Source organism: Pseudactinotalea sp. Z1739 (genome assembly GCF_049725055.1).
In the GTDB taxonomy this organism is placed as follows: Bacteria; Actinomycetota; Actinomycetes; order Actinomycetales; family Beutenbergiaceae; genus CALKWS01.
In genome coordinates this window covers 17,280-36,632 of record NZ_JBMPQA010000004.1, presented here as the reverse complement: position 1 = coordinate 36,632, position 19,353 = coordinate 17,280, and the positions used below count along the sequence as shown (strand labels likewise).

The following is a 19,353-nucleotide window of genomic DNA, read 5'->3' as shown; positions in this document are numbered from 1 at the left end:
GGAGTGCACGGTATGTCGAACCCGCTCGACCACGGTACGAACCAGCACCCGGCCGCCGAGAACCCGCTACACCTCGAGTCTCCCGCGCCCGCGGACGAGGTGGAGGTCCGCGAACCGGAGAAACTCGGTGGCATGATCCTCGTGGACGCCGAGGCCCAGCGCAAGCATGCCGAGACGGCCCGGGCCTTCCTCGAGGAGCTGCTCGCCGTTCCACTGCACAGCCCGGAGTTCCAGACCAAGTTGGCGCAGTTGACCCGCCTGGGCGAGGACACGATGAACCAGGCGGCCGACTCCTCCAACCGGATGCTCCAACGCCCCGCCGCGGCCCTGGCAGGCACCGGCGCCGACCCGGCATCGCGGACCGGGGCTACATTGGCGGAGTTGCGTCAGATCGTCACCGAACTCGACCCCAACCGCCACGACCTCACCGGCACCAGGCGCTTCCTGAAGTTCCTGCCGAGCGGCAGCGGGATCCAGCGGTACTTCCAGAAGTATGAGTCCGCGCAGGACCAGCTCGACGCGATCACAAAGGCGCTCAAGGGCGGCCAGGACGAACTGCGGCTGGACAACGCGGCCATCCAGACGGAACGTGACGCGCTGTGGTCGAGCCTGGGACAGCTGGCGAACTACGCCGTTCTCGCCCGCCACCTCGGCGACGGGCTGGAGCAGCGGATCGCCGCCGCCCGCAACGAGGGGAAGGCTGACGACGCCACCACCTTGGAGGCCGACGCACTCTTCTACGTCCGCCAACGCCACCAGGACCTGATGACCCAGATGGCCGTGGCGGCCCAGGGCTACCTGGCACTGGATGTGGTGCGGAAGAACAACGTCGAACTCATCAAGGGCGTCGACCGCGCCCTGGACACCACCCTGGCCGCGTTGCGGGTAGCGGTGATCGTCTCCCAGGCCCTCGCCCAGCAGAAGATCGTGCTCGCCCAGATCGAGGCGCTGAACACGACCACCTCGGACATGATCCTCTCCACCTCGGAACTGCTCCGCAGCCAGGGCGCCGGCATCCAGCAGCAGGCATCCCAGGCCACCATCGACCCGGAGAAACTGCAGCAGGCCTTCGACAATGTGTTCCAGGCGTTGGACGAGATCGACAACTACAAGGCCGAGGCGGCCCGCTCGATGAAGCAAACAGTCGACGTGCTGGAGGGACAGGTGACCCGAGCCCGTCTCCAACTCGAGCGCAGCCACACCGCCGACGCCTCCACCCAAGAAACCGAGGGAGGCTGACCCATGTCACGCTGGACGCTGGGCAACGTCGTCAAGGTGGGCCTGGCCGTCGTCTTCCTGCCGTTGCTGGCCTACCTCGTGCTGGTCATCGGTGGGGTGAAGAAGCACCTCAGAGTGATTCTCGAGGGCTTGATCTACGCGGCCGGGTTCTCGGTGGGCGTCTTCTGGCTCGACATCGCCGGCATCGGCGGCCTGCTGGCGCTGGCATCGATGGGTGCTTCGGGGGTGCGCGCCTGGCACCTGCGGGATCTGTGGCTGCCTGCTCGCCGCCGGTGGTGGCACCGTTTCGTCCCGGAGGAGCGGCAGCCGCCCGTCGAGGTGAGTGACACACCGCCCCCGGAGGCCGCGCTCGAGGGTGCGGACGGCCGGGTCGCCGCCCTGGGATGGGCCGGTTCGTTCGCCGAGCACCACAGGCGCCGGCTGCCCGCAGAGGCGTACGGCAGTTTCGTGCGGACGCGCCAACTGTTGGAGGGCGTCGTCGAGGCGGAGCGACGCGAGCCGTCGGAGGATGCGCGTTTCGATTACGAACTGGACGCCATTGTCAGGAAGTACCTGCCCGGGGTGCTGCGTGGCTACCTGGCGATCCCACCGAACATGGTGGACGCCCGCCAGCCCAACGGGCGCACGCCCAAGGAGGAACTCACCGAGCAACTCCAGCTCCTCTCCGGTCAGGCCCAGGCCCTGCACTCCAGCCGGCATAGCCGCACGACGGCGCAACTGACCACGACGGGCAACTTCCTGCGGGAGAAGTTCGGACACCGCCAGGCCGACGCGTTCGACTTCGGAATCACCTGAGGTTCACCGGGCGCCGAGGGTGCCGGCCCGGCGCTGCCGCACCGCGCTCGACCGGTCTCGGTGGCGTTTAGTTGGCGGAGGCGCTGGTGGGCTCGACCGTCGCTTGCTGCGGCTCCGGCTTGCGCACCAGGAACGAGGTGGCCACCGCGACCAGCGCCACTCCGGCGCCCCACAGGAACGCCTGGTGCACCCCGGCGGCCTGGGCCGCCACCGGCCCCAGCCCCGCGTCCAACTCGCTGGCGGTGCGCACGCTCATGATGGTGATGAACAGCGCGGTGCCTGCCGCTGCCGCCAGTTGCTGCAGGGTGTTCATGATGGCGCTGCCGTGGGAGTACAGGTGCTGCTGCAGCGACCCCAGGGCCGAGGTCATCAGCGGAGTCATCAGGAATCCCAGGCCCAGAGACAACAACATATGCGCACCCACCACGTGCCAGGTGGCACTGTCCGCGCTGAGCAGGGTCATCACCCCGAGCGCCCCGGCCAACATCACCGAGCCTGGGATCACCAGCGGGCGGGGGCCGATCCTGTCGAACAGCCGGCCCACGAACGGTGCGATCAGACCCATCGTCAACCCGCCGGGGAAGAGCATCAGGCCGGTCTCCAGGGTGGTCAGGCCCATCACGTTCTGCAGATAGATCGGCAGCAGGATGAGGGTGCCGAACAGGGCCCCCATGGAGATCAGCATCATCCCGAGGCCCACCGAGAACGTGCGCGAGGTGAACGGGCGCAGGTCCAACAGCGCCGAGTCGGTACGTTGCAGCACCAGTTGCCGCCACACGAACGCCACCAGGGTGAGGGTCCCGATCACGAGTGGCAGCGCGGGGGGAATGGCGGCGTTGCCCTCGGTGGACTCCCCGATGCTGGACAGCCCGTAGATCAGGCTGCCGAAGGTGATCGCCGAGAGCACGATCGAGAGCACGTCGAACGGGGTGGACTTGGGGGTCGTGATGTTCTTGACCAAGGCGGCACCCAGCGCCAGGGCCACGAGCGCAATGGGCAGCACGGTCAGGAACATCCAACGCCACGTCAGATTGACCAGGATGAACCCGGAGAACGTCGGGCCGATGGCCGGAGCCACGGAGATCACGATCGAGATCAGCCCCATGGTGCGTCCGCGCCGGGACACGGGGACGAACGTCAGCACGGTGGTCAGCAGCAGCGGGAGCATCACGGCGGTACCCGTGGCCTGGACCACTCGGGCGGCCACCAGTACCGGGAAGACCGGGGCGACGGCGGCCATCAGCGTGCCCGCGGTGAACATCGACATCGCGCCGATGAACACCGAGCGGGTGGAGAACCGGGTCAGGATCAGTCCCGTGGTGGGGATCACCACGGCCATGGTGAGCATGAAGGCCGTGGTCAGCCACTGCGCGGTGGCGGCGGTGACAGCGAACTGCACCATCAGCCGCGGGATCGCTACGGACATGATCGTCTCGTTCAGGATCATCACGAAGGCCGCCACCAGGAGTACCCCGATGACGAGTTTCACCTGAGGAGAGATCGTCTCCTCCGCGCTGGGTCCCGGCGCTGCAGCCTCGGCTGTACCGGTCGCTCCGGATCTGGCGTCAGCGACGTCGGGTTTCGGACTCTGCTGTTCGACGCTCATGGGGGCAACTCCTGGCACGGTGATGATCTGGGTGAATCGGGCCACGCTGCCCCGGCGTACGAGCCGTCCCCTCAGGGGCGTCTGGCGTACCGCCTCGCAGTCTAGGTCCGGCGGGCCGAGGGAGGGCCAGTCAATTTCCGACTGCGACGGCGCGATCGCATAGCCGGATTAGTGAGCAGCGAACTCACCCGATGCTCGTGGTGTGAGTTTCAGGAGGTGCGAGCGGGTACCCCTGCGCCCTGCCACAACACGTCGAACGGGGTGTGGGCGCTGAGCCGCTCCTTGATGCCGGCGGTGACCAGGTCCTTGGCGGTCTGCACGGCATCGCGCACGTCCGCGCCCTTGGCCAGTTCGGCGGTGATGGCCGCGGCCAGAGTGCAACCCGCACCCGACACCCGCTCCTTGCCCACCTTCGGCGCAGAGAACACGTGGATGTCCGTACCGTCGTAGAGCACGTCGACGGCGTCCTCGCCCGGCAGTTCCACCCCGCCCTTGGCCAGCACGTAGTCGGGGCCCAGGGCGTGAATGCGGCGGGCAGCCTCGGCGAGGTCCTCGACCGTCTCGATCGCGTCCATGCCCGCCAGGGTCGTGGACTCGAACACGTTCGGAGTGACCACGGTGGCATGGGGGACGATCTGCTCGCGCAGGGCGTTGTCGGTGTCCAGCGCGGCGCCCGGTTCCTGCCCCTTGCAGATCAGCACCGGGTCCAGCACCACGTGGCTGAATGAGCGCTGCCCCAGCGCCTCGGCGACCACGTCGATGGTGGCCGGAGTGCCCAGCATGCCGATCTTGACCACGTCCAGGTCATGAGCGGCGGTTGCGGCCTCGATCTGGTCAGCGATCACCTGCGGATCGATCGGGACGAAGCGGTGCGCCCAGTTGTTACCGGGGTCGAAGGAGACGATGCAGGTGATCGCCCCGGTGCCATAGACCCCCAACTGCTGGAAGGTCTTCAGATCTGCCTGAATCCCGGCACCACCTGTGGCTTCCGACCCGGCGATCACGAACGCGCGGTGCGTCATGTGCTTCTCCGATCCGTTTCGAGGAGGCTCTTGCCCCGACCATCCTCACATCAGCGTAACGCGACCGCGGCGTCCGTATCCGCCTCAGGCAGCACCCGCCGGACTGGTGTGAGGTGCCGCACCGTCCCTGGCTGAGCCGGCCGCTGACCTCCGACGGGAGACCGCGGCCGCGACAAGCCCGGCGGACAAGATCGCGACCATGGATGTCAGGTCTTTTTCTTGCACTACCGCAACGGTGGGCTGGCTAGGGCCGGTAGGCGCGAAGAAACGCCTTGCTGCCCGCTGTGATGGTCTCGATCAACTCCGGCTCATCGAGAGGCTGTGAGACGGCGAACATCGTCTGGTTGCCGGGGATCCACAGCAGCATCCCCGCGAAGTGGTGGGCCGCGAGTTGCGCATCCGGCAGGTCCAGCAACCCTCGGTCGGCGAGGACTGACAGACAGCGTGCGACCGAGTTCGCCACGCGAAGGAATCCTTCCTCCCAGTACAGCATCCCCAGGTGCGGGAACCGGGTCGCCTCGGCGATCACCAGACGGCGCAACTGCTGAACGTATGGCGACATGATCGACCGCGTGAACTGCGTCGCCATCAGTTCCACGGCCTCATCGGCCGAGGCGATGCTGTGCATCTGCTCGACCAGCGGCGCGAAGGGGTCATCGACCTGATCGCAAGCAAACTGGATCAGTGCGGCGAACACGCCCTCTTTGTCGCCGAACTCCTTGTAGAGCGTCTGCTTCGACACCGATGCGGCTGCAGCAAGTTGATCGGTCGTGGTGCCCACGTAGCCATGGGCAGTGAAGACGTCGATCGCGCGTTCAAGGATGAGTTCGCGCTTCTGCGCCGATCTGGACACGTGCACTCAGGCTTCCTCTTTGTGTGGATAACATCTTGAGTCAGTACTGAACGGTACCGTACGCTCCGAGTGGCGCTCAGCAGTCCAGGCGCAGGGCCCGCCGATACGGACTACCCACACAACCGAAGAAGGGACCCACGATGTCATTCCAGGCATATCTCGACACCATCGAGGACCAGACCGGACTGACCCCCCGCCAGTTCCTCGAAATCGCCACCACCCGTGGCTACGACGCCCCCGATGTGAAGGCCGGCGTCATCCTCGAATGGCTCAATGACGACTACGGGCTCGGGCGCGGCCACGGTATGGCCCTGGTCCACGTCATCAAGAAGGGCCCGAGGATCGACGCCAAGCACGTCGGCACGGCCGGGTCCCACCGAGACGAGTCCGACACGCTCTGGCTCGACGGCAAAGCCACCAAGCCGCAATGATCACCGTCGCCGATCGAAGCGCACTGCAACTCTCCGGTTCAGCCACCACGCGATTTGAAGGCAGTGACCACGGTGCGGACGTCTCGCTGTTCTGGGTTCACACACCGCCTGGCAAGGGCCCGGACTTCCATTGGCACCCGTACACCGAGACATGGGTCGTTCTCGACGGTGACGTGCAGATCGAGACGGGCGAAGAACAACTCCGAGCCCAGGCAGGCAATATCGTCACGGTCCCGGCCCACACCATTCACCGGTTCCGCAACACTGGCGCGGCGGACCTGCACATGCTCTGCATCCACGCCTCGGGAAGCATCATCCAAGAATTCGTCACACCACCACCTTCGTCGCGATAGCGATCTACTCCGCGGCTGCGGCCTGACCCGCCCACCGCGCAATGCCGCGCGGCATGCCGGACTAGTCCTCGGCCATCCCGGCGGCGACCGTCGTGCCCTTCTGCTCGCGGAAGTTCGTGGGGCTGCGTCCATGAACAAGGCGGAACTGGCGCGAGAAGTACAGCGGATCGTCGTAGCCGACGGACCGTCCGATCACGCCGACGGGCAGCCCGGTCGTCACCAGCAACTCACAGGCCCGTGCCATTCGTAGGCGCCTGACGTAAGCCCCGACACTCTGCCCCGTCGCCTCCCGGAACAGGGCGGAGAAGTGGGAACGCGAGAACCCGGCCATCGACGCAAGTTCAGCGACGGCCACCGGTTGGTCGAAATTGAGCCGTAGATGGGACAGCACGTCGATGACGGGCTGCTGACGCCTGGGCGGACCTTCCGCCACATCTGCGGCCAACTGGGAGAGCACGTCCCACGCGGCACCGCTCGCCCGCATCAGGGTGGGAAGCCTGTCGTCGACCTCCAGCGTCTCCATCAGTGATCGCATGAGTGCCTGCACCTTCAAGGGGTCGTGCAGGTCGACCACCAGACCTCGCCCACCTCGATCGGGGAGGGCTGCCTCGAACGCACGCACATGGGGTCCGGAGGCGTGCATCCATGCGATCGTCCAGGGGTCCCTCCTTGCGGCGCCGTACCTGTGGGCCAGGCTCGACGGGATGACGAGGGCCTGTCCGGCCGTGATGGTTCGGCGTCCGTAGGTATCGGCGTACCAGCCTCGACCGGCCAAGCAGACGATCACCACGATGGCGTCGGTGCCCCATCGCCGCGAACGCCCGTGGTTGTTCGCGCGGGGGTACCACCCGCAGTCGGTGACCAGGAGATCTCTCGTCACCGGCGCTGTCGCTGCGTCTCGCGCGACGGCGGGTGGCAGGATCCGGACGCGCTCCCCCGGGAAGCCTGCTTCGAGGCTCATGGGGCCAAGGGTAGCCGTTTCAGCGGATCATCCATGTAGGTGCGTTCAGGAGTCCCTTCACCCGTGCTCTCCAGCCATCCTACGTTTGGCCTGACCGTTGTTGGATCCATGTCGGGCGAATCGGCCCGATCTCGCAGTGTGGGGACGAACCCCGGGAGGATCACCGAAAGTGACCAGTACTACGCGCAACCTCGACAGTGGTGTCCGCGAACTCGACATCGCCGGTACCTGGCAGTGCCGGCTGGACCCTGATTCGGTCGGTGAGCTGGACCAGTGGTTTCGAGCGCCACTGCCGCAGGACAGTCCCGAGGTCGCGTTGCCCGGGTCCTTGCAGCACCAGGGCATCGGTGCGGACGTCACCCTGGACACACCCTGGACCGGCGGGATCGTCGACCGGTCCTTCTTCACCGACGAGCGGTACGCGCCGTACCGGGAGCCGGGAAACATCAGCGTGCCCTTCTGGCTGCAACCCCAGGTGTACTACCAGGGAGCGGCCTGGTTCCAACGCGAGATCGACGTCCCCGAGGGTTGGGCCGACCGACGCGTGCAGCTCACGCTCGAGCGCGTGCACTGGGAGTCGACCGTCTGGATCGATGAGCGCCGCGTCGGGATCGAAGCGAGCCTGAGCACCGCCCACCGCCACGACCTGGGGCGCCTCGAACCCGGCCGGCACCGCTTGACCATCCGCGTCGACAACCGCGCCGTGGTCAATGTCGGCCCGAACGCGCACAGCGTCTCCGACCACACCCAGGGCAACTGGAACGGGATCATCGGGGAGATCAGCCTCAGCGCCCAGGACGACGTCCAGATCAATCAGGTGCGGGTCTTCCCGGACGTGCGCCGGCGATCCGCCCTGGTGAAGGTGGACATCCTCACCGGCACCGCCGTCACCAAGCACGGGCGGATCGAGCTGTCGGCCAAGCGCCGGAACGGAGCCGGTGAGCACGTGATCGGCCCGGTGACCGCACCGTTCGAGGTCGATCACGGCCGCGACCTGGCCGAGCGTGGGTTGACCGCTGGTGGCACCCACCTCGATATCGAGCTTCCCCTCGGCGAGGAGGCGATGACCTGGGACGAGTTCCAGCCGGCACTGTATGACCTCACGGTGCACCTGGTGGCCGAGGCCTCCGGGCGGGTGCACCACGACGAGGCCACCACCGTCTTCGGGCTGCGCGAGGTCGGCGTGGAGGGCACGCAGGTGACGATCAACGACAAGCGAACGTTCATCCGAGGCACGTTGGAATCCTGCGTCTTTCCTCTCACCGGCTACCCCCCGACCGACGTCGGCTCCTGGTGCCACATCCTGGAGGTACTGCGCAGCCACGGCCTCAACCTGCTCCGATTCCACTCCTGGTGCCCGCCGAAGGCTGCCTTCACGGCGGCCGATGAAGCCGGCGTCTACCTGCAGGTCGAGGCACCGGTGTGGGCGAACCAAGGCGCCGCACTCGGTGAGGGCCGGGATGTGGATGCCTTCCTCATCGACGAGACCCATCGGATCCTGCGCGAGTACGGCAACCACCCGTCCTTCATCATGATGGCTCACGGGAACGAACCCGGCGGCCGGGACGTCGAGTTCCTGACCGCGTGGGTGAACGCCTGGCGGACCCAGGACCCCCGGCGGCTGTACACCACGGGAGCCGGATGGCCGGCCGTGCAGGAGAACGACTTCGACAACATCCCAGCCCCCCGCGCCCACCGCTGGGGCGAGGGCCTGGAGTCCCGGCTGAATGCGACCCCGCCGGAGACGCGGTCCGACTACCGCGAGTGGGTCGCCGCTTCGCCCCGCCCCATCATCAGCCACGAGATCGGCCAGTGGTGCGCCCACCCGGACCTGAACGAGGTCTCGAAGTACACCGGTCTGATGCAACCGCGGAACTTCGGCATCTTCGCCGACTTCCTCCAGGCTTCGGGGATGCTCGACCAGGCCGACGACTTCCTGCACAGTTCCGGCCGCCTGCAGGCTCTGTGTTACAAGGAGGACATCGAAGCAGCGCTGCGCACCGAGGGATTCGCAGGGTTCCACCTGCTCGGCCTGACCGACTTCCCGGGGCAGGGCACGGCCCTGGTCGGTGTGCTGAACGCGTTCTGGGAGTCCAAGGGATACTGCACGCCGGAGGAGTTCGCGAGGTTCAGCGGCCCCACGGTGCCACTGGCCAGGCTTCCGCGCCGGGTCTGGCGAAGCGATGAGGCGATCGTCTTCGACGCCCAGATCGCCCACTTCGGCCCCGAGCCGTTGCACGCGGGCCTCACCTGGAGCTTGCGAGACCGTACTGGACAGGAACTGGCCGGCGGGTCGATCGCCCAGGACCTGCGCGTGCCCCTGGGCAACGGCACCCACAGCGGCCCGGTCGCCCTGCCCAGCGGCGTGTGCACCGGCCCCGCGCAGGTGACACTGGTGCTCACCCTGGAGGGCGCGGACGGCGCCCGGTATGAGAACGACTGGGACCTGTGGATCTTCGCGGAGGACGGCGAGCCGGCTCAGGAGTCCGCAGTGCGCACCAGCACGCGTATCGAGGAAGCGATCGAACTCGCCACCGGGGGTGAGCGAGTCCTGCTCGAACTGCAGCCGGAGGACGTGCACAACGACATCGCCCTGGGGTTCGCCCCGGTGTTCTGGAACACCGCATGGACCGGCGGACAGGCCCCGCACACGCTCGGGCTGCTGCATGATCCGGACCACCGGTTGTTCGACGCCTTCCCGACCGACGGTGCGACCAACTGGCAGTGGTGGGACCTGCTCCACGGGGCGAAGGCGATCGTGATGGATCACCTCCCGCTGTCCCTGCGGCCCACTGTGCAGGTCATCGACACATGGTTCGAGGCGCGGCGGCTGGGCGTGCTGTTCGAAGTGAACATCGGTGCCGGCCGCCTGGTCGTGACCTCGTTGAACCTGGACCCGAGCGAGGGCAGGCTGGCGGCCCGGCAGTTCCGGCGCAGCCTGCTGGCGTATATGGCCAGCGACGACTTCGCCCCCGCCTCCAGCATCGACGCGCAGACGCTTGCCGACGCGCTCCAAGCTGCTCCGCCGCAGTCAGATCGTCGAGCAGATTAAAACCTATAATAGGTTGACATTCACTGTGGCCGGGGAGCAGACTCGTGTGAGCATGACGCGGGCGGCGCCCCGGCCCCCGCTGACGATGACGTCATAAGGAGGAGTGATGAGTCACTCGCGAACACAGATCTCGCGCCGGAACCTGCTGCTCGGCGGTGGTGCGCTGGGCCTCGGCGGCATGCTCGCCGGTTGCGTGGGCGGTGGTGGTAGCGCCCCGAACGGTGGCGGCGACGGGCAGGGTGACGAGGACGGCGGAGGCGGATCCATCGTCTTCCAGAACTCGCAGCAGAACCCCGGACCCCTGGAGGCGCTGGAGCACCTGGTCGAGGAGTACGACGACGGCGACGTCACCATGAACTCGGTCGCGACCGAGCAGTTCCGTGCCCAGTTGACCAACTACCTGCGATCGAACGATCCGCCGGATGTGCTGAGTTGGTATGCGGGTTCGGTGGCCCGGAACTATGCGCGCGAGGGGCTTCTACTCGACGTCTCCCCGCTCTGGGAGGGTGACGGCGCGTGTGCGAACTTCTCCGACGCGCTCCGTAGCCTGTCCAGCGACGACGAAGGGCGACAGATCTTCGTCCCCACGCACTACTACTGGTGGTCGGTGTTCTACAAGAAGTCCGCGTTCGAGGAATGGGGGGTGGAGCCACCGACCACATGGGATGAGTTCCACGCCCTGTGCGAGAACCTCAGCGGCCAGGACGTCATCCCGCTGACCAACGGGATCGGGCCGACGCCGTGGATGGCGTCGGGATGGTTCGACTACCTCAACCTGCGGATCAACGGTCCGGAGTACCACCGAGAACTGCTTGCCGGGGAACGGGCTTTCAATGACCCGGAGGTCTTCGACGTGATGGCCGAGTACGAACGGCTCATTCCCTATTTCCACCCGAACATGGCCTCCTATGACGAGCAGGAAGCCGTCACACCGATGGTGCAGAACGAGGCTGCCATGTACCTGGTCGGGGCGTTCGTCACCCAGTTCTTCCCCGAGGATCAGCACGATGATGTCGACTTCTTCTCCGTGCCGATGATCAACGACGGGGTACCGACAGCCGAGGAAGCCCCCACCGACGGGTTCTTCGCTGCCTCCGGGAGCAACAACCCGGAGGGGGCGTTGGCTTTCCTCGACTACATGGCCTCGAGGGAGAGCCAAGAGGCCTTCATCGAGATCTCCGGCACCTCGAACCTGCCCACCTCACCCGATGTGGACACCTCCGGCTTCAGTCCCATTGTGCAGAAGGGGATCGAACTGCTGGAAAACACCGAGGAGATCACCCAGTTCTTCAACCGGGACGGGTCCGACGCCTTGCAGGCGACGGCTGACGCCGCGCTCACCCGTTTCCTGGACGATCCGGACTCGGTGGCGGAGATCCTCGACGAATGGCAGCAGGCTGCCGAAGCCACATTCGACTGATGAGAGGCCAGCGCGCAACCCAGGCGTTGCCTCATCGATCGAGCACGCCGCCGACCGGAGGCGAGCAGCGGGGCGTTCGAGCACGGGCCTGGGAGCGGCTCCGGCGGGTTCCGCCGCTGGTGTGGGTCTTCCTGCTGCTGCCCGTGGCTTTCGAGATCTTCTGGGTCTTCTGGCCGGCGCTGAACTCGCTGTCGCTGTCGCTGACGCGGTGGAACGGGATCACACCCGCTGAGCCGGTTGGTCTGCAGAACTTCGCCGACCTGTGGGCCGATCCGATCTTCCGGACCGCGCTGAGCAACAACGTCGTCTGGCTCCTCGGGTTCGGCACGCTCTCGGTGGCCATCGGGCTGTCCCTTGCGGTTGCCCTGAACAAGCCCGGGCCGATGGTGGGGGCGTACCGTAGCGCGATCTTCCTGCCGATGGTGGTCTCTCTGGTCGTGACCGGCCTGGTCTGGCGGGTCATGTACGCCCCCGATGGTCCGATCAACGGTGCGCTGGGCTTGATCGGACTTGAATCACTCCAACGCCAGTGGCTCGCCCATCCCGACCTGGCGCTCTACGCCGTGCTGATCGCGGCGGTGTGGCGCCAGGTCGGCTACATCATGGTGCTCTATCTTGCCGGCCTGAAAGCCTGCGATGAGACGCTGGAGGAGGCCGCAGCAGTCGATGGCGCGAACGCGTGGAAACGCTTCTGGCGCATCGTGATGCCCCAACTCAAGGGGGTGCACACCGTGGTCTTCGCGGTGACGGTCATCGACGCGTTACGCACCTTCGACATCGTCTGGGCGATGACCCGGGGCGGGCCCTACAACCAGACCCAACTGCTCAGCACCTACATGTTCCAGCAGGCCTTCACCGCGGGGAACCTGGGATACGCCTCGGCGATCTCCGTGGTGATCTTCGCCCTGGCCATTGGATTCATCATCGTCTACCTGGCCCGGCAGGCCAGGAATGAAGACTGAGAGCGGAGGCCCTTCGACATGACTGCTCCAGCATCGGCACCACCGTCGATGGTCCCCACCCGATCACGGCGCCGCTCGCGCACATCCCGTTCCCCTTGGCTGCACGTCGCGATGGTGCCCATCTCGTTGTTGTGGCTCAGCCCGATCATCTTCGTCGTCTTCGTCTCCCTGCGTTCGTTCGATGACATCATGAGCCGCGGAATCGGCGCCCTTCCGACCTCGGTGTCATTCGAGGGGTACGTGACCGCGTTCGGGGGTGGCGGACTGTGGCGAGCCCTGGGCAACAGCCTGATCGTGACCGCAGCCGGTGTCGTGCTCTCCCTGGCACTGTCCTCGATCGCCGCCTATGCGCTGAGCCGCTTCGCGATCCCTTTCCGCAAGGTGATTCTGCTGACGATGCTGGCCGGGAATCTGCTGCCCCCGCAGATCCTGCTGGTCCCCATCTCGGCCATCACCGGCGCGCTCGGGATCTACGACACGCTCCTGGCGTTGACGGTGGTCCAGGTCGGGTTCGGCATCGGGTTCTACACCTTCGTCCTGTACGGGTTCATGCGGAACCTGCCCGATGAGGTCTTCGATGCGGCGCGGATCGATGGCGCGGGTGCCGGACGGATCTTCGTCAGCATCGTGCTTCCCCTGTCCCGCCCCTCCCTGGCCGCGCTCGGGGTGCTCGCCACGACCTGGATCTTCAACGACCTGATCTGGGCGATGACGGTGCTGCGTAGTGAAGCGAAGTTCCCGATCACAGCGCAACTGCTCAATCTGATGGGTGGCTTCGGCAGCCAGTGGAACGTCGTCGCGGCCGGCGCGCTGGTCGCGGCCGTGCCCACCGCGATCGTCTTCTTCATCTTCCAGAAACAGTTCGTCTCCGGGCTCCTTGTGGGAAGTGACAAGTGAACGCATCCGGACAGCACGGTGACCGCACCGGCGACGCCGACCGGACCTGGCGCCTGCCCACCAAATCGGGGGCGTACGTGGTGGGCCTGACGCCCGATGGTGCCGGCCTGATGCTGCGCCACTGGGGTGAGCCCAGGCAGGACATTCCTCCGGCCGCACTGCCACGCAGAACGACGTCCTTCGAAAGCGAAGGTGACCTGCTGCCCCTCGAAGCCACCGCGCTGGGCACCCGCTCGGTGCACTCGGCAGAGATCATCGCACGCCGCACCGATGGCCTGCGGGGGGCGCGGTTGCGCCTGCGCAGCGACGTCGTCGTCCATCACGGGGACACCACCCATCTGACCTGCCCCCTGGTGGATGAGAACGCAGGCCTCGAAGTGGACCTGCACATCCGCACCTCCACCACCCATGACGTGGTGGAGAAGTGGGCCACCATCGGCAACACCAGCCCCGTCGCCACCGAACTGCTGCGCGCCTGGGGCGGTGCGTTCGAGGTGAACGCCACCGGCGCCACGGTCGAGGTCCTGCACGGGCACTGGTCCCGGGAGTTCACCCCGGCCCGGGTCGGCCTCGGCGCGGGCACGCTCAGCATCGGCAGCCGGCAAGGGATCACCTCCCACACCTACGCACCGGTGCTGACGGTGCGCTCGGATCAGGATCCGGAGTTGGCCCACTCGATCGGGCTGGGCTGGAGCGGTTCGTGGCGGATGAGCGCCGATGCGGTGCCGTTCACCGGGCGGATCCGGGTGGCGGGCGGGTCCGACGACGAAAGCGGGATCTTCACCCTCGGCCCCGGGGAACACCTGACCACGCCGGTGGTGGCGGGACTGCGCATCCGTGGAGATGCCGACCGCGTCGGCCGGGCCTGGCACGACTACCAACGCACCCTGTCCCGGTCCACCGATTCTTATCACCGGCCGGTGGTGTACAACTCGTGGTACGCCACCACGTTCGACGTGAGTGCGGACCATCAGCTGGCGCTGGCGGAGGTAGCGGCGCAGATCGGTGCCGAGGTCTTCGTCCTCGACGACGGGTGGTTCCGCGGGCGCAACTCCGACCGCAGCGGCCTGGGTGACTGGGACACCGATCCTGACAAGTTTCCCGACGGCCTGGGCACCTTGGTTCAGGGTGTGCTCGAGCACGGGATGCGGTTCGGGTTGTGGGTCGAACCGGAGGCGGTGAACCCGGACAGCGATCTCTACCGCACCCACCCGGAGTGGGTCCACCACGCCCAGGGACGGCCGTTGCGCACCCTGCGCAACCAGTACGTGCTGGACCTGGGGCGCCCGGAGGTGGAGGCGTGGGTGATCGACGTGCTGCGCAGTCTGCTCTCGGCTCATGAGATCACCTATCTGAAGTGGGACATGAATCGCTCCATCGAGGACGGCGGCCAGGTCCGAGCGGGTGGGGACGACTGGTCCTGGCTGCACACTCAGGCCTATTACCGGGTCCTGGACGTGATCCGCGCGGAGTTCCCGCACGTCACGGTGGAGGCGTGTGCCGGAGGTGGGGGTCGGATCGACCTGGAGGTCCTGGCGCGCACCGACGTGGTGTGGCCGAGTGACGAAACCGGACCGCGGGACCGGCTGGCGATCCAGCACGGATATCTCAGCGCCTTTCCCAGTTGGACGATGAGTTCGTGGGTCACCGACGAACCGGACCTGATCGACACCGATCCGGCGAGCCCGGACTTCCGCTTCGTCGTCGCCATGGCCGGGGTGCTCGGGATCGGCTCGGACCTCCTTGCCTGGGATACCGCCGCGCGGGAGCGGGCCCGGGAACTCATCGAGCGGTACCTATCGATACGCCGGATCATCGTCGATGGTGTGGTGCGGCGCCACGGCGACCCCCGCGATGACGTCTACGCCCTGCAGTACACGACCGATGACGCCATCGTGGTGCTGGCGTGGAAACGTCACGGGGGCCGCGCAGAATCACGTATCCCGCTGGGCGGACTCACGCCTGCCGGAAGGTTCGCCTGCGAGGATGGGGACGACGACGTGCTCAGCGGTGCGGAACTGGCCTCGGCGGGCGTGCCGGTGCGGTGGAGGTACGGCGACTGTGACGTCATCGTGCTGCGCAAGGTCGCGTAGAGCAGGGGAGATGCGGATCAGAAGGGAACAGAGGATGGCTGTAGCAGTCGTGACCGGCGCAGCGCGCGGGATCGGTCAGGCGACGGCGCAGAACCTGCTCGGGGCTGGGTGGCGGGTGGCACTGACCGACGTCGACCCACAGGTCACCGAGCGTGCCGCCGAACTGGGTGGGCGGGCTCACGGGATCGTCGCCGACGTGGCCTCGGCCGAGGATTGGCAGCGGGCGGTGGCCGAGGCCAACGATCGCCTCGGCCCGGTGGACGGGCTCGTACTCAACGCCCTGGCCACCGACACCCATCCGCTGCACGAGATGACTCCCGAGGCCTGGCAGCGCCAACTCGATGTCAACCTGACCGGGGCCTTCCTCGGCTTGCGCGCGTGCCTGCCCGATCTGGTCAGAGAAGGTGAGGGACGTGCGGTGATCGTGTCATCGGTGCACGCCCACTTCGGGCTGCTCGACGTGCCCGGCTACGCCGCGACGAAAGCAGGTCAGACCGGACTGGTCCGGCAGGTCGCGGCGCAGTACGGCCCGCGCCTGCGGATCAACTGCGTCACCCCAGGGCCGATCCGCACCGCGCTGTGGGACGGGGTCTCCGAGGCGGACCGGCAGCGCAGTGGCCGGCAGACGGCGCTGGCCCGGATGGGTGAGCCGGAGGAGGTGGCTGAGGTGATTGCCTTCCTCCTCAGCGACCGGTCCTCCTACATCACCGGAGCGACCATCCCCGTCGACGGCGGGTGGAGCATCACCAAGGACTCCGCCTGAGGGCGCGGGCAGACTACGGAGGATGAGTGAGTAGCCGATACAAGGGCCGCGGAGTGCACGGGCAGACGGTGGAACTGCTCGGCACGCGCATCGTCAACGGAACGTTCGCCCCCGGGGAGGTACTGGACCTGGCCGCCGTGGGCAATGAACTGGGACTGTCCCTGACGTCACTGCGAGAGGCGATCAAGGTACTGATGGCCAAGGGGCTGCTGGACGCGCGGCAGAAGAAGGGCACCTTCGTGCGCCCCCGTTCGGAGTGGAACGCCCTGGACAGCGATGTGTTGCGCTGGCGGCAGGTCAACGGTGATTCCCGAGCGCTCTTCCGCGACCTGGCCGAAGTTCGCTCGGCGATCGAACCGCGAGCGGCGGCCCTGGCTGCGGAGCGCCGCACCGAGGTAGACCTGACGGCGCTGCACGGCGCTCTGGAGGGAATGAAGCGCGCCCGGGGAGGTACCTCGGAGGAGGCCGCCCGGGCGGACCTCGTCTTTCACCAGGTGTTGTTGCGCGCCACCGGCAATGAGCTCTTCGCCCAGATGGCGGTGTTCGTCGAACCGGCACTGCTGGCCCGGGACCACCTGGTGCACGATCACTCCACCAGCGACCCGGTGCCCACGCACCAGCGCGTGGTCGAGGCGATCGCGGCCCAGCACCCGGAGCAAGCGGCCGCGGCTGCGGAGGCACTGGTGGATCAGAGCATCGCCGACGTCGAACGCGTGATGAGTGCCGAACAGCCGGAGACGACATGAAGATCACGCGGATCGAGACCTTCGCCGTCCCGCCGCGATGGCTGTTCTGTCGCGTGCAAACAGACGACGGCCTGATCGGGTGGGGGGAACCGGTGGTCGAGGGGCGCACCGAAGCGGTTCGCGGCGCGGTCGCGGCGCTGTCCGAACTGCTGATCGGTGAGGACCCGCGGCAGATCGAGCGCCATTGGCAACGGATGACCAAAGGAGGCTTCTACCGTGGCGGCCCGGTGCTCTCCAGCGCGGTCGCGGGCCTGGACCAGGCGCTGTGGGACATCCTCGGCAAGTCGCTCGGTGTGCCGGTGCACGTGCTGCTCGGCGGAGCTGTGCGAGATCGGGTGCGGGTGTACGGGTGGATCGGCGGAGACGACCCGGCGCAGGTGGCCGATGCCGCGGTGGCCCAGTCGGAGGCGGGGCTCACGGCGGTGAAGATGAACGCCACCGGCCGGTGGGACCCGTTCGCGCCGGCCTCCAGCGTCGATGCCGCAGTGGCCCGCGCCGAAACCGTGCGGGCGGCCACCGGCAAGGACTTCGGGCTCGGACTGGATTTCCACGGCCGGGTGGGCCCCGCCGACGCCAGGCGGCTGCTGCGGGCCCTCGAGCCCGTGGCGCCCTTGTTCGTCGAGGAACCGGTGCTGCCCGAGTTCGGCTCGCAACTGCAGGCCCTGGTGGCCGGCACCACGATTCCGCTGGCGATCGGGGAACGACTGTACGACCGGCTGAGTTTCCAGGCCCCGCTCGAGGCGGGCGTCGCCGTCGTCCAACCGGACCTGTCCCACGCCGGGGGTATCTCGGAGTCCCGCCGCATCGCTGCCCTGGCCGAGATGTACGGTGCGCTGCTCGCGCCGCACTGCCCGCTGGGCCCGATCGCGCTCGCCGCGTGCCTGCAGGTGGACTTCGCGACCCCCAACTTCCTCATCCAGGAACAGTCCATCGGCATGCACTACAACACCGGCGGTACGCAATTGCTGGACTACGTCGTCGACACCACACCGTTCGAGTTCCAGGACGGGCACATCGAACGGTGGGACGGCGCGGGACTAGGGGTGCAGGTCGATGAGGACGCCGTCCGTGCCGCCGATGCCCGGGCCCATACGTGGCGCAATCCGGTCTGGGAGCACCCCGATGGGTCATTCGCCGAGTGGTGAGATGAAGGAGCAGGAACCGATGAACAGCAAGGTTGGCACCGGCTCGGAAGGGTCGGTCATCACCGGGGCGTGGCGGCCGGTGGATGAGCGCCGGTTCGAACTGGGGGAGGGCGCCCGGTTCCTCGGTTCGGTCTCCTTCGGGGATGCCGAGGGCGAGGCTGCCGGCGGGAGCGAGGGAGCGTTCTTCGTGTGCGTGGACCTCCTTCGCGGACAACTGTTGAGTACCACGGGCGAGCCCGCCGGCGGGCTGACCCTGCGCGCCGAGCTCGACCGCCCCCTGGGTGCCGTGGCGCAGGTGAAGGGCGATGAGCCGGCCTGGGTGGGTGCGGTCGGAGAGGGGTTCGCGCGGCTGCGCAGCGACGGCGGGCGCCTGGCCGTGACCGAGGTGTTGGCTACCCCAGCCGCCGGACGTGGCGTGGCGCTGCGGATGAACGATGCGGTGGCCGACCCTCATGGCCGTTTCTGGGCCGGTGCGATGGCCTACGACGGCGCGCACGGGCAGGGTTTCCTGGCCCGCATGGATCCCGACGGCGGCGTGCACCTGGTGCTGGAGGGCATCTCGATCCCGAACGGGCCGGCGTTCAGCCCTGGTGGTGCCGTGATGTACCTCGCCGATACCCCCACCGGGTGGATCCGCCGGCACCGGGTGGATACGGCGACCGGTGAACTCGGCGCGGCTCAGGACTTCGCCCATGTCGGTGAGGGTGGCCCGGATGGCATGACCGTTGATGCCCAGGGGTGCCTCTGGTCGGCGATCTGGGGCGCCTCCTGCCTGCACCGCTACTCACCGGAGGGGACGTTGTTGGAGCGCATCCCGGTTCCGGTGCGCCAGCCGACCAGTGTGGCGCTGAGCGTCGAACCGCCCTACCGGGTGATCGTGACCTCGGCAACGATCGGACTCGATGAGACAGGCGAGCACGACGGCCGTGTCATCACCGCTCCGTCGACGGTGGCGGGCATCCCTGCGGCGGCGTTCGGCTGAGCGCCCCGCGGGTCAGGGACGTCACTCACTCAC

General features: G+C 67.4%; 17 protein-coding genes. 13 read left to right on the top strand and 4 right to left on the bottom strand.

Translation table 11 applies throughout. The features are described from left to right. Nucleotides 1-12 precede the first annotated feature (12 nt). Together ACO0LV_RS06355 and ACO0LV_RS06350 are read left to right on the top strand one after the other, a co-directional pair. Nucleotides 13-1,239 (top strand): toxic anion resistance protein, encoded by a 1,227-nt coding sequence (locus ACO0LV_RS06355; protein ID WP_424787036.1) that lies wholly within the window; start codon nt 13-15, stop codon nt 1,237-1,239. A 3-nt stretch (nt 1,240-1,242) separates the two neighbouring features. Continuing rightward, nucleotides 1,243-2,034, top strand: coding sequence for a hypothetical protein (locus ACO0LV_RS06350; RefSeq protein ID WP_424787035.1), 792 nt, complete (start codon nt 1,243-1,245; stop codon nt 2,032-2,034). A gap of 67 nt (nt 2,035-2,101) precedes the next feature. Here the strand turns inward: ACO0LV_RS06350 and ACO0LV_RS06345 are convergent, their stop codons facing one another. From ACO0LV_RS06345 to ACO0LV_RS06335, 3 genes are all read right to left on the bottom strand, one after another. After that, nucleotides 2,102-3,640 carry an MDR family MFS transporter gene (locus tag ACO0LV_RS06345; protein ID WP_424787034.1) on the bottom strand — a complete coding sequence of 513 codons (1,539 nt, stop codon included), beginning with the start codon at nt 3,638-3,640 and terminating at the stop codon, nt 2,102-2,104. A 209-nt stretch (nt 3,641-3,849) separates the two neighbouring features. Beyond that, nucleotides 3,850-4,662, bottom strand: coding sequence for a bifunctional hydroxymethylpyrimidine kinase/phosphomethylpyrimidine kinase (thiD, locus tag ACO0LV_RS06340; RefSeq protein ID WP_424787033.1), 813 nt, complete (start codon nt 4,660-4,662; stop codon nt 3,850-3,852). A 244-nt stretch (nt 4,663-4,906) separates the two neighbouring features. Next, nucleotides 4,907-5,515, bottom strand: coding sequence for a TetR/AcrR family transcriptional regulator (locus tag ACO0LV_RS06335; protein WP_424787306.1), 609 nt, complete (start codon nt 5,513-5,515; stop codon nt 4,907-4,909). Nucleotides 5,516-5,655: 140 nt separating this feature from the next. Between ACO0LV_RS06335 and ACO0LV_RS06330 the strand changes: the two genes are divergently transcribed. After that, complete coding sequence (locus tag ACO0LV_RS06330) at nt 5,656-5,946, top strand: DUF4287 domain-containing protein (protein ID WP_424787032.1); 291 nt, start codon at nt 5,656-5,658, stop codon at nt 5,944-5,946. Next, nucleotides 5,943-6,299 (top strand): cupin domain-containing protein, encoded by a 357-nt coding sequence (locus ACO0LV_RS06325; protein ID WP_424787031.1) that lies wholly within the window; start codon nt 5,943-5,945, stop codon nt 6,297-6,299. Before ACO0LV_RS06330 ends, ACO0LV_RS06325 begins: the two co-directional genes overlap by 4 nt. 61 nt (nt 6,300-6,360) lie before the next feature. On the opposite strand, the gene ACO0LV_RS06320 is transcribed toward ACO0LV_RS06325, so the two are convergent. Continuing rightward, nucleotides 6,361-7,260 carry an AraC family transcriptional regulator gene (locus ACO0LV_RS06320; protein WP_424787030.1) on the bottom strand — a complete coding sequence of 300 codons (900 nt, stop codon included), beginning with the start codon at nt 7,258-7,260 and terminating at the stop codon, nt 6,361-6,363. A gap of 169 nt (nt 7,261-7,429) precedes the next feature. On the opposite strand from ACO0LV_RS06320, the gene ACO0LV_RS06315 reads away from it, so the two are divergent. From ACO0LV_RS06315 to ACO0LV_RS06275, 9 genes are all read left to right on the top strand, one after another. Then, entirely contained in the window at nt 7,430-10,312 is a 2,883-nt protein-coding gene (locus ACO0LV_RS06315) for a sugar-binding domain-containing protein (protein WP_424787029.1), read from the top strand. A gap of 106 nt (nt 10,313-10,418) precedes the next feature. Then, nucleotides 10,419-11,732 carry an ABC transporter substrate-binding protein gene (locus ACO0LV_RS06310; protein ID WP_424787028.1) on the top strand — a complete coding sequence of 438 codons (1,314 nt, stop codon included), beginning with the start codon at nt 10,419-10,421 and terminating at the stop codon, nt 11,730-11,732. Then, the gene (locus ACO0LV_RS06305; protein ID WP_424787027.1) at nt 11,732-12,694 is read left to right on the top strand and encodes a carbohydrate ABC transporter permease; all 963 of its coding nucleotides are present in this window, start codon (nt 11,732-11,734) and stop codon (nt 12,692-12,694) included. The genes ACO0LV_RS06310 and ACO0LV_RS06305 overlap by 1 nt, the downstream gene beginning before the upstream one ends. Nucleotides 12,695-12,712: 18 nt before the next feature. Beyond that, nucleotides 12,713-13,591, top strand: coding sequence for a carbohydrate ABC transporter permease (locus tag ACO0LV_RS06300; protein ID WP_424787026.1), 879 nt, complete (start codon nt 12,713-12,715; stop codon nt 13,589-13,591). Continuing rightward, nucleotides 13,588-15,684 carry an alpha-galactosidase gene (locus tag ACO0LV_RS06295; RefSeq protein WP_424787025.1) on the top strand — a complete coding sequence of 699 codons (2,097 nt, stop codon included), beginning with the start codon at nt 13,588-13,590 and terminating at the stop codon, nt 15,682-15,684. Before ACO0LV_RS06300 ends, ACO0LV_RS06295 begins: the two co-directional genes overlap by 4 nt. Nucleotides 15,685-15,718: 34 nt before the next feature. Continuing rightward, the gene (locus tag ACO0LV_RS06290; RefSeq protein ID WP_424787024.1) at nt 15,719-16,447 is read left to right on the top strand and encodes an SDR family NAD(P)-dependent oxidoreductase; all 729 of its coding nucleotides are present in this window, start codon (nt 15,719-15,721) and stop codon (nt 16,445-16,447) included. A gap of 26 nt (nt 16,448-16,473) precedes the next feature. Further along, on the top strand, nt 16,474-17,193 hold the full coding sequence (locus ACO0LV_RS06285; RefSeq protein WP_424787023.1) for a FadR/GntR family transcriptional regulator: 720 nt from the start codon (nt 16,474-16,476) through the stop codon (nt 17,191-17,193). After that, nucleotides 17,190-18,338, top strand: a complete 1,149-nt coding sequence (dgoD, locus tag ACO0LV_RS06280) for a galactonate dehydratase (RefSeq protein WP_424787022.1) — start codon at nt 17,190-17,192, stop codon at nt 18,336-18,338. Before ACO0LV_RS06285 ends, dgoD begins: the two co-directional genes overlap by 4 nt. 19 nt (nt 18,339-18,357) lie before the next feature. Beyond that, nucleotides 18,358-19,320, top strand: coding sequence for an SMP-30/gluconolactonase/LRE family protein (locus tag ACO0LV_RS06275; RefSeq protein ID WP_424787021.1), 963 nt, complete (start codon nt 18,358-18,360; stop codon nt 19,318-19,320). Nucleotides 19,321-19,353: the final 33 nt, after the last annotated feature.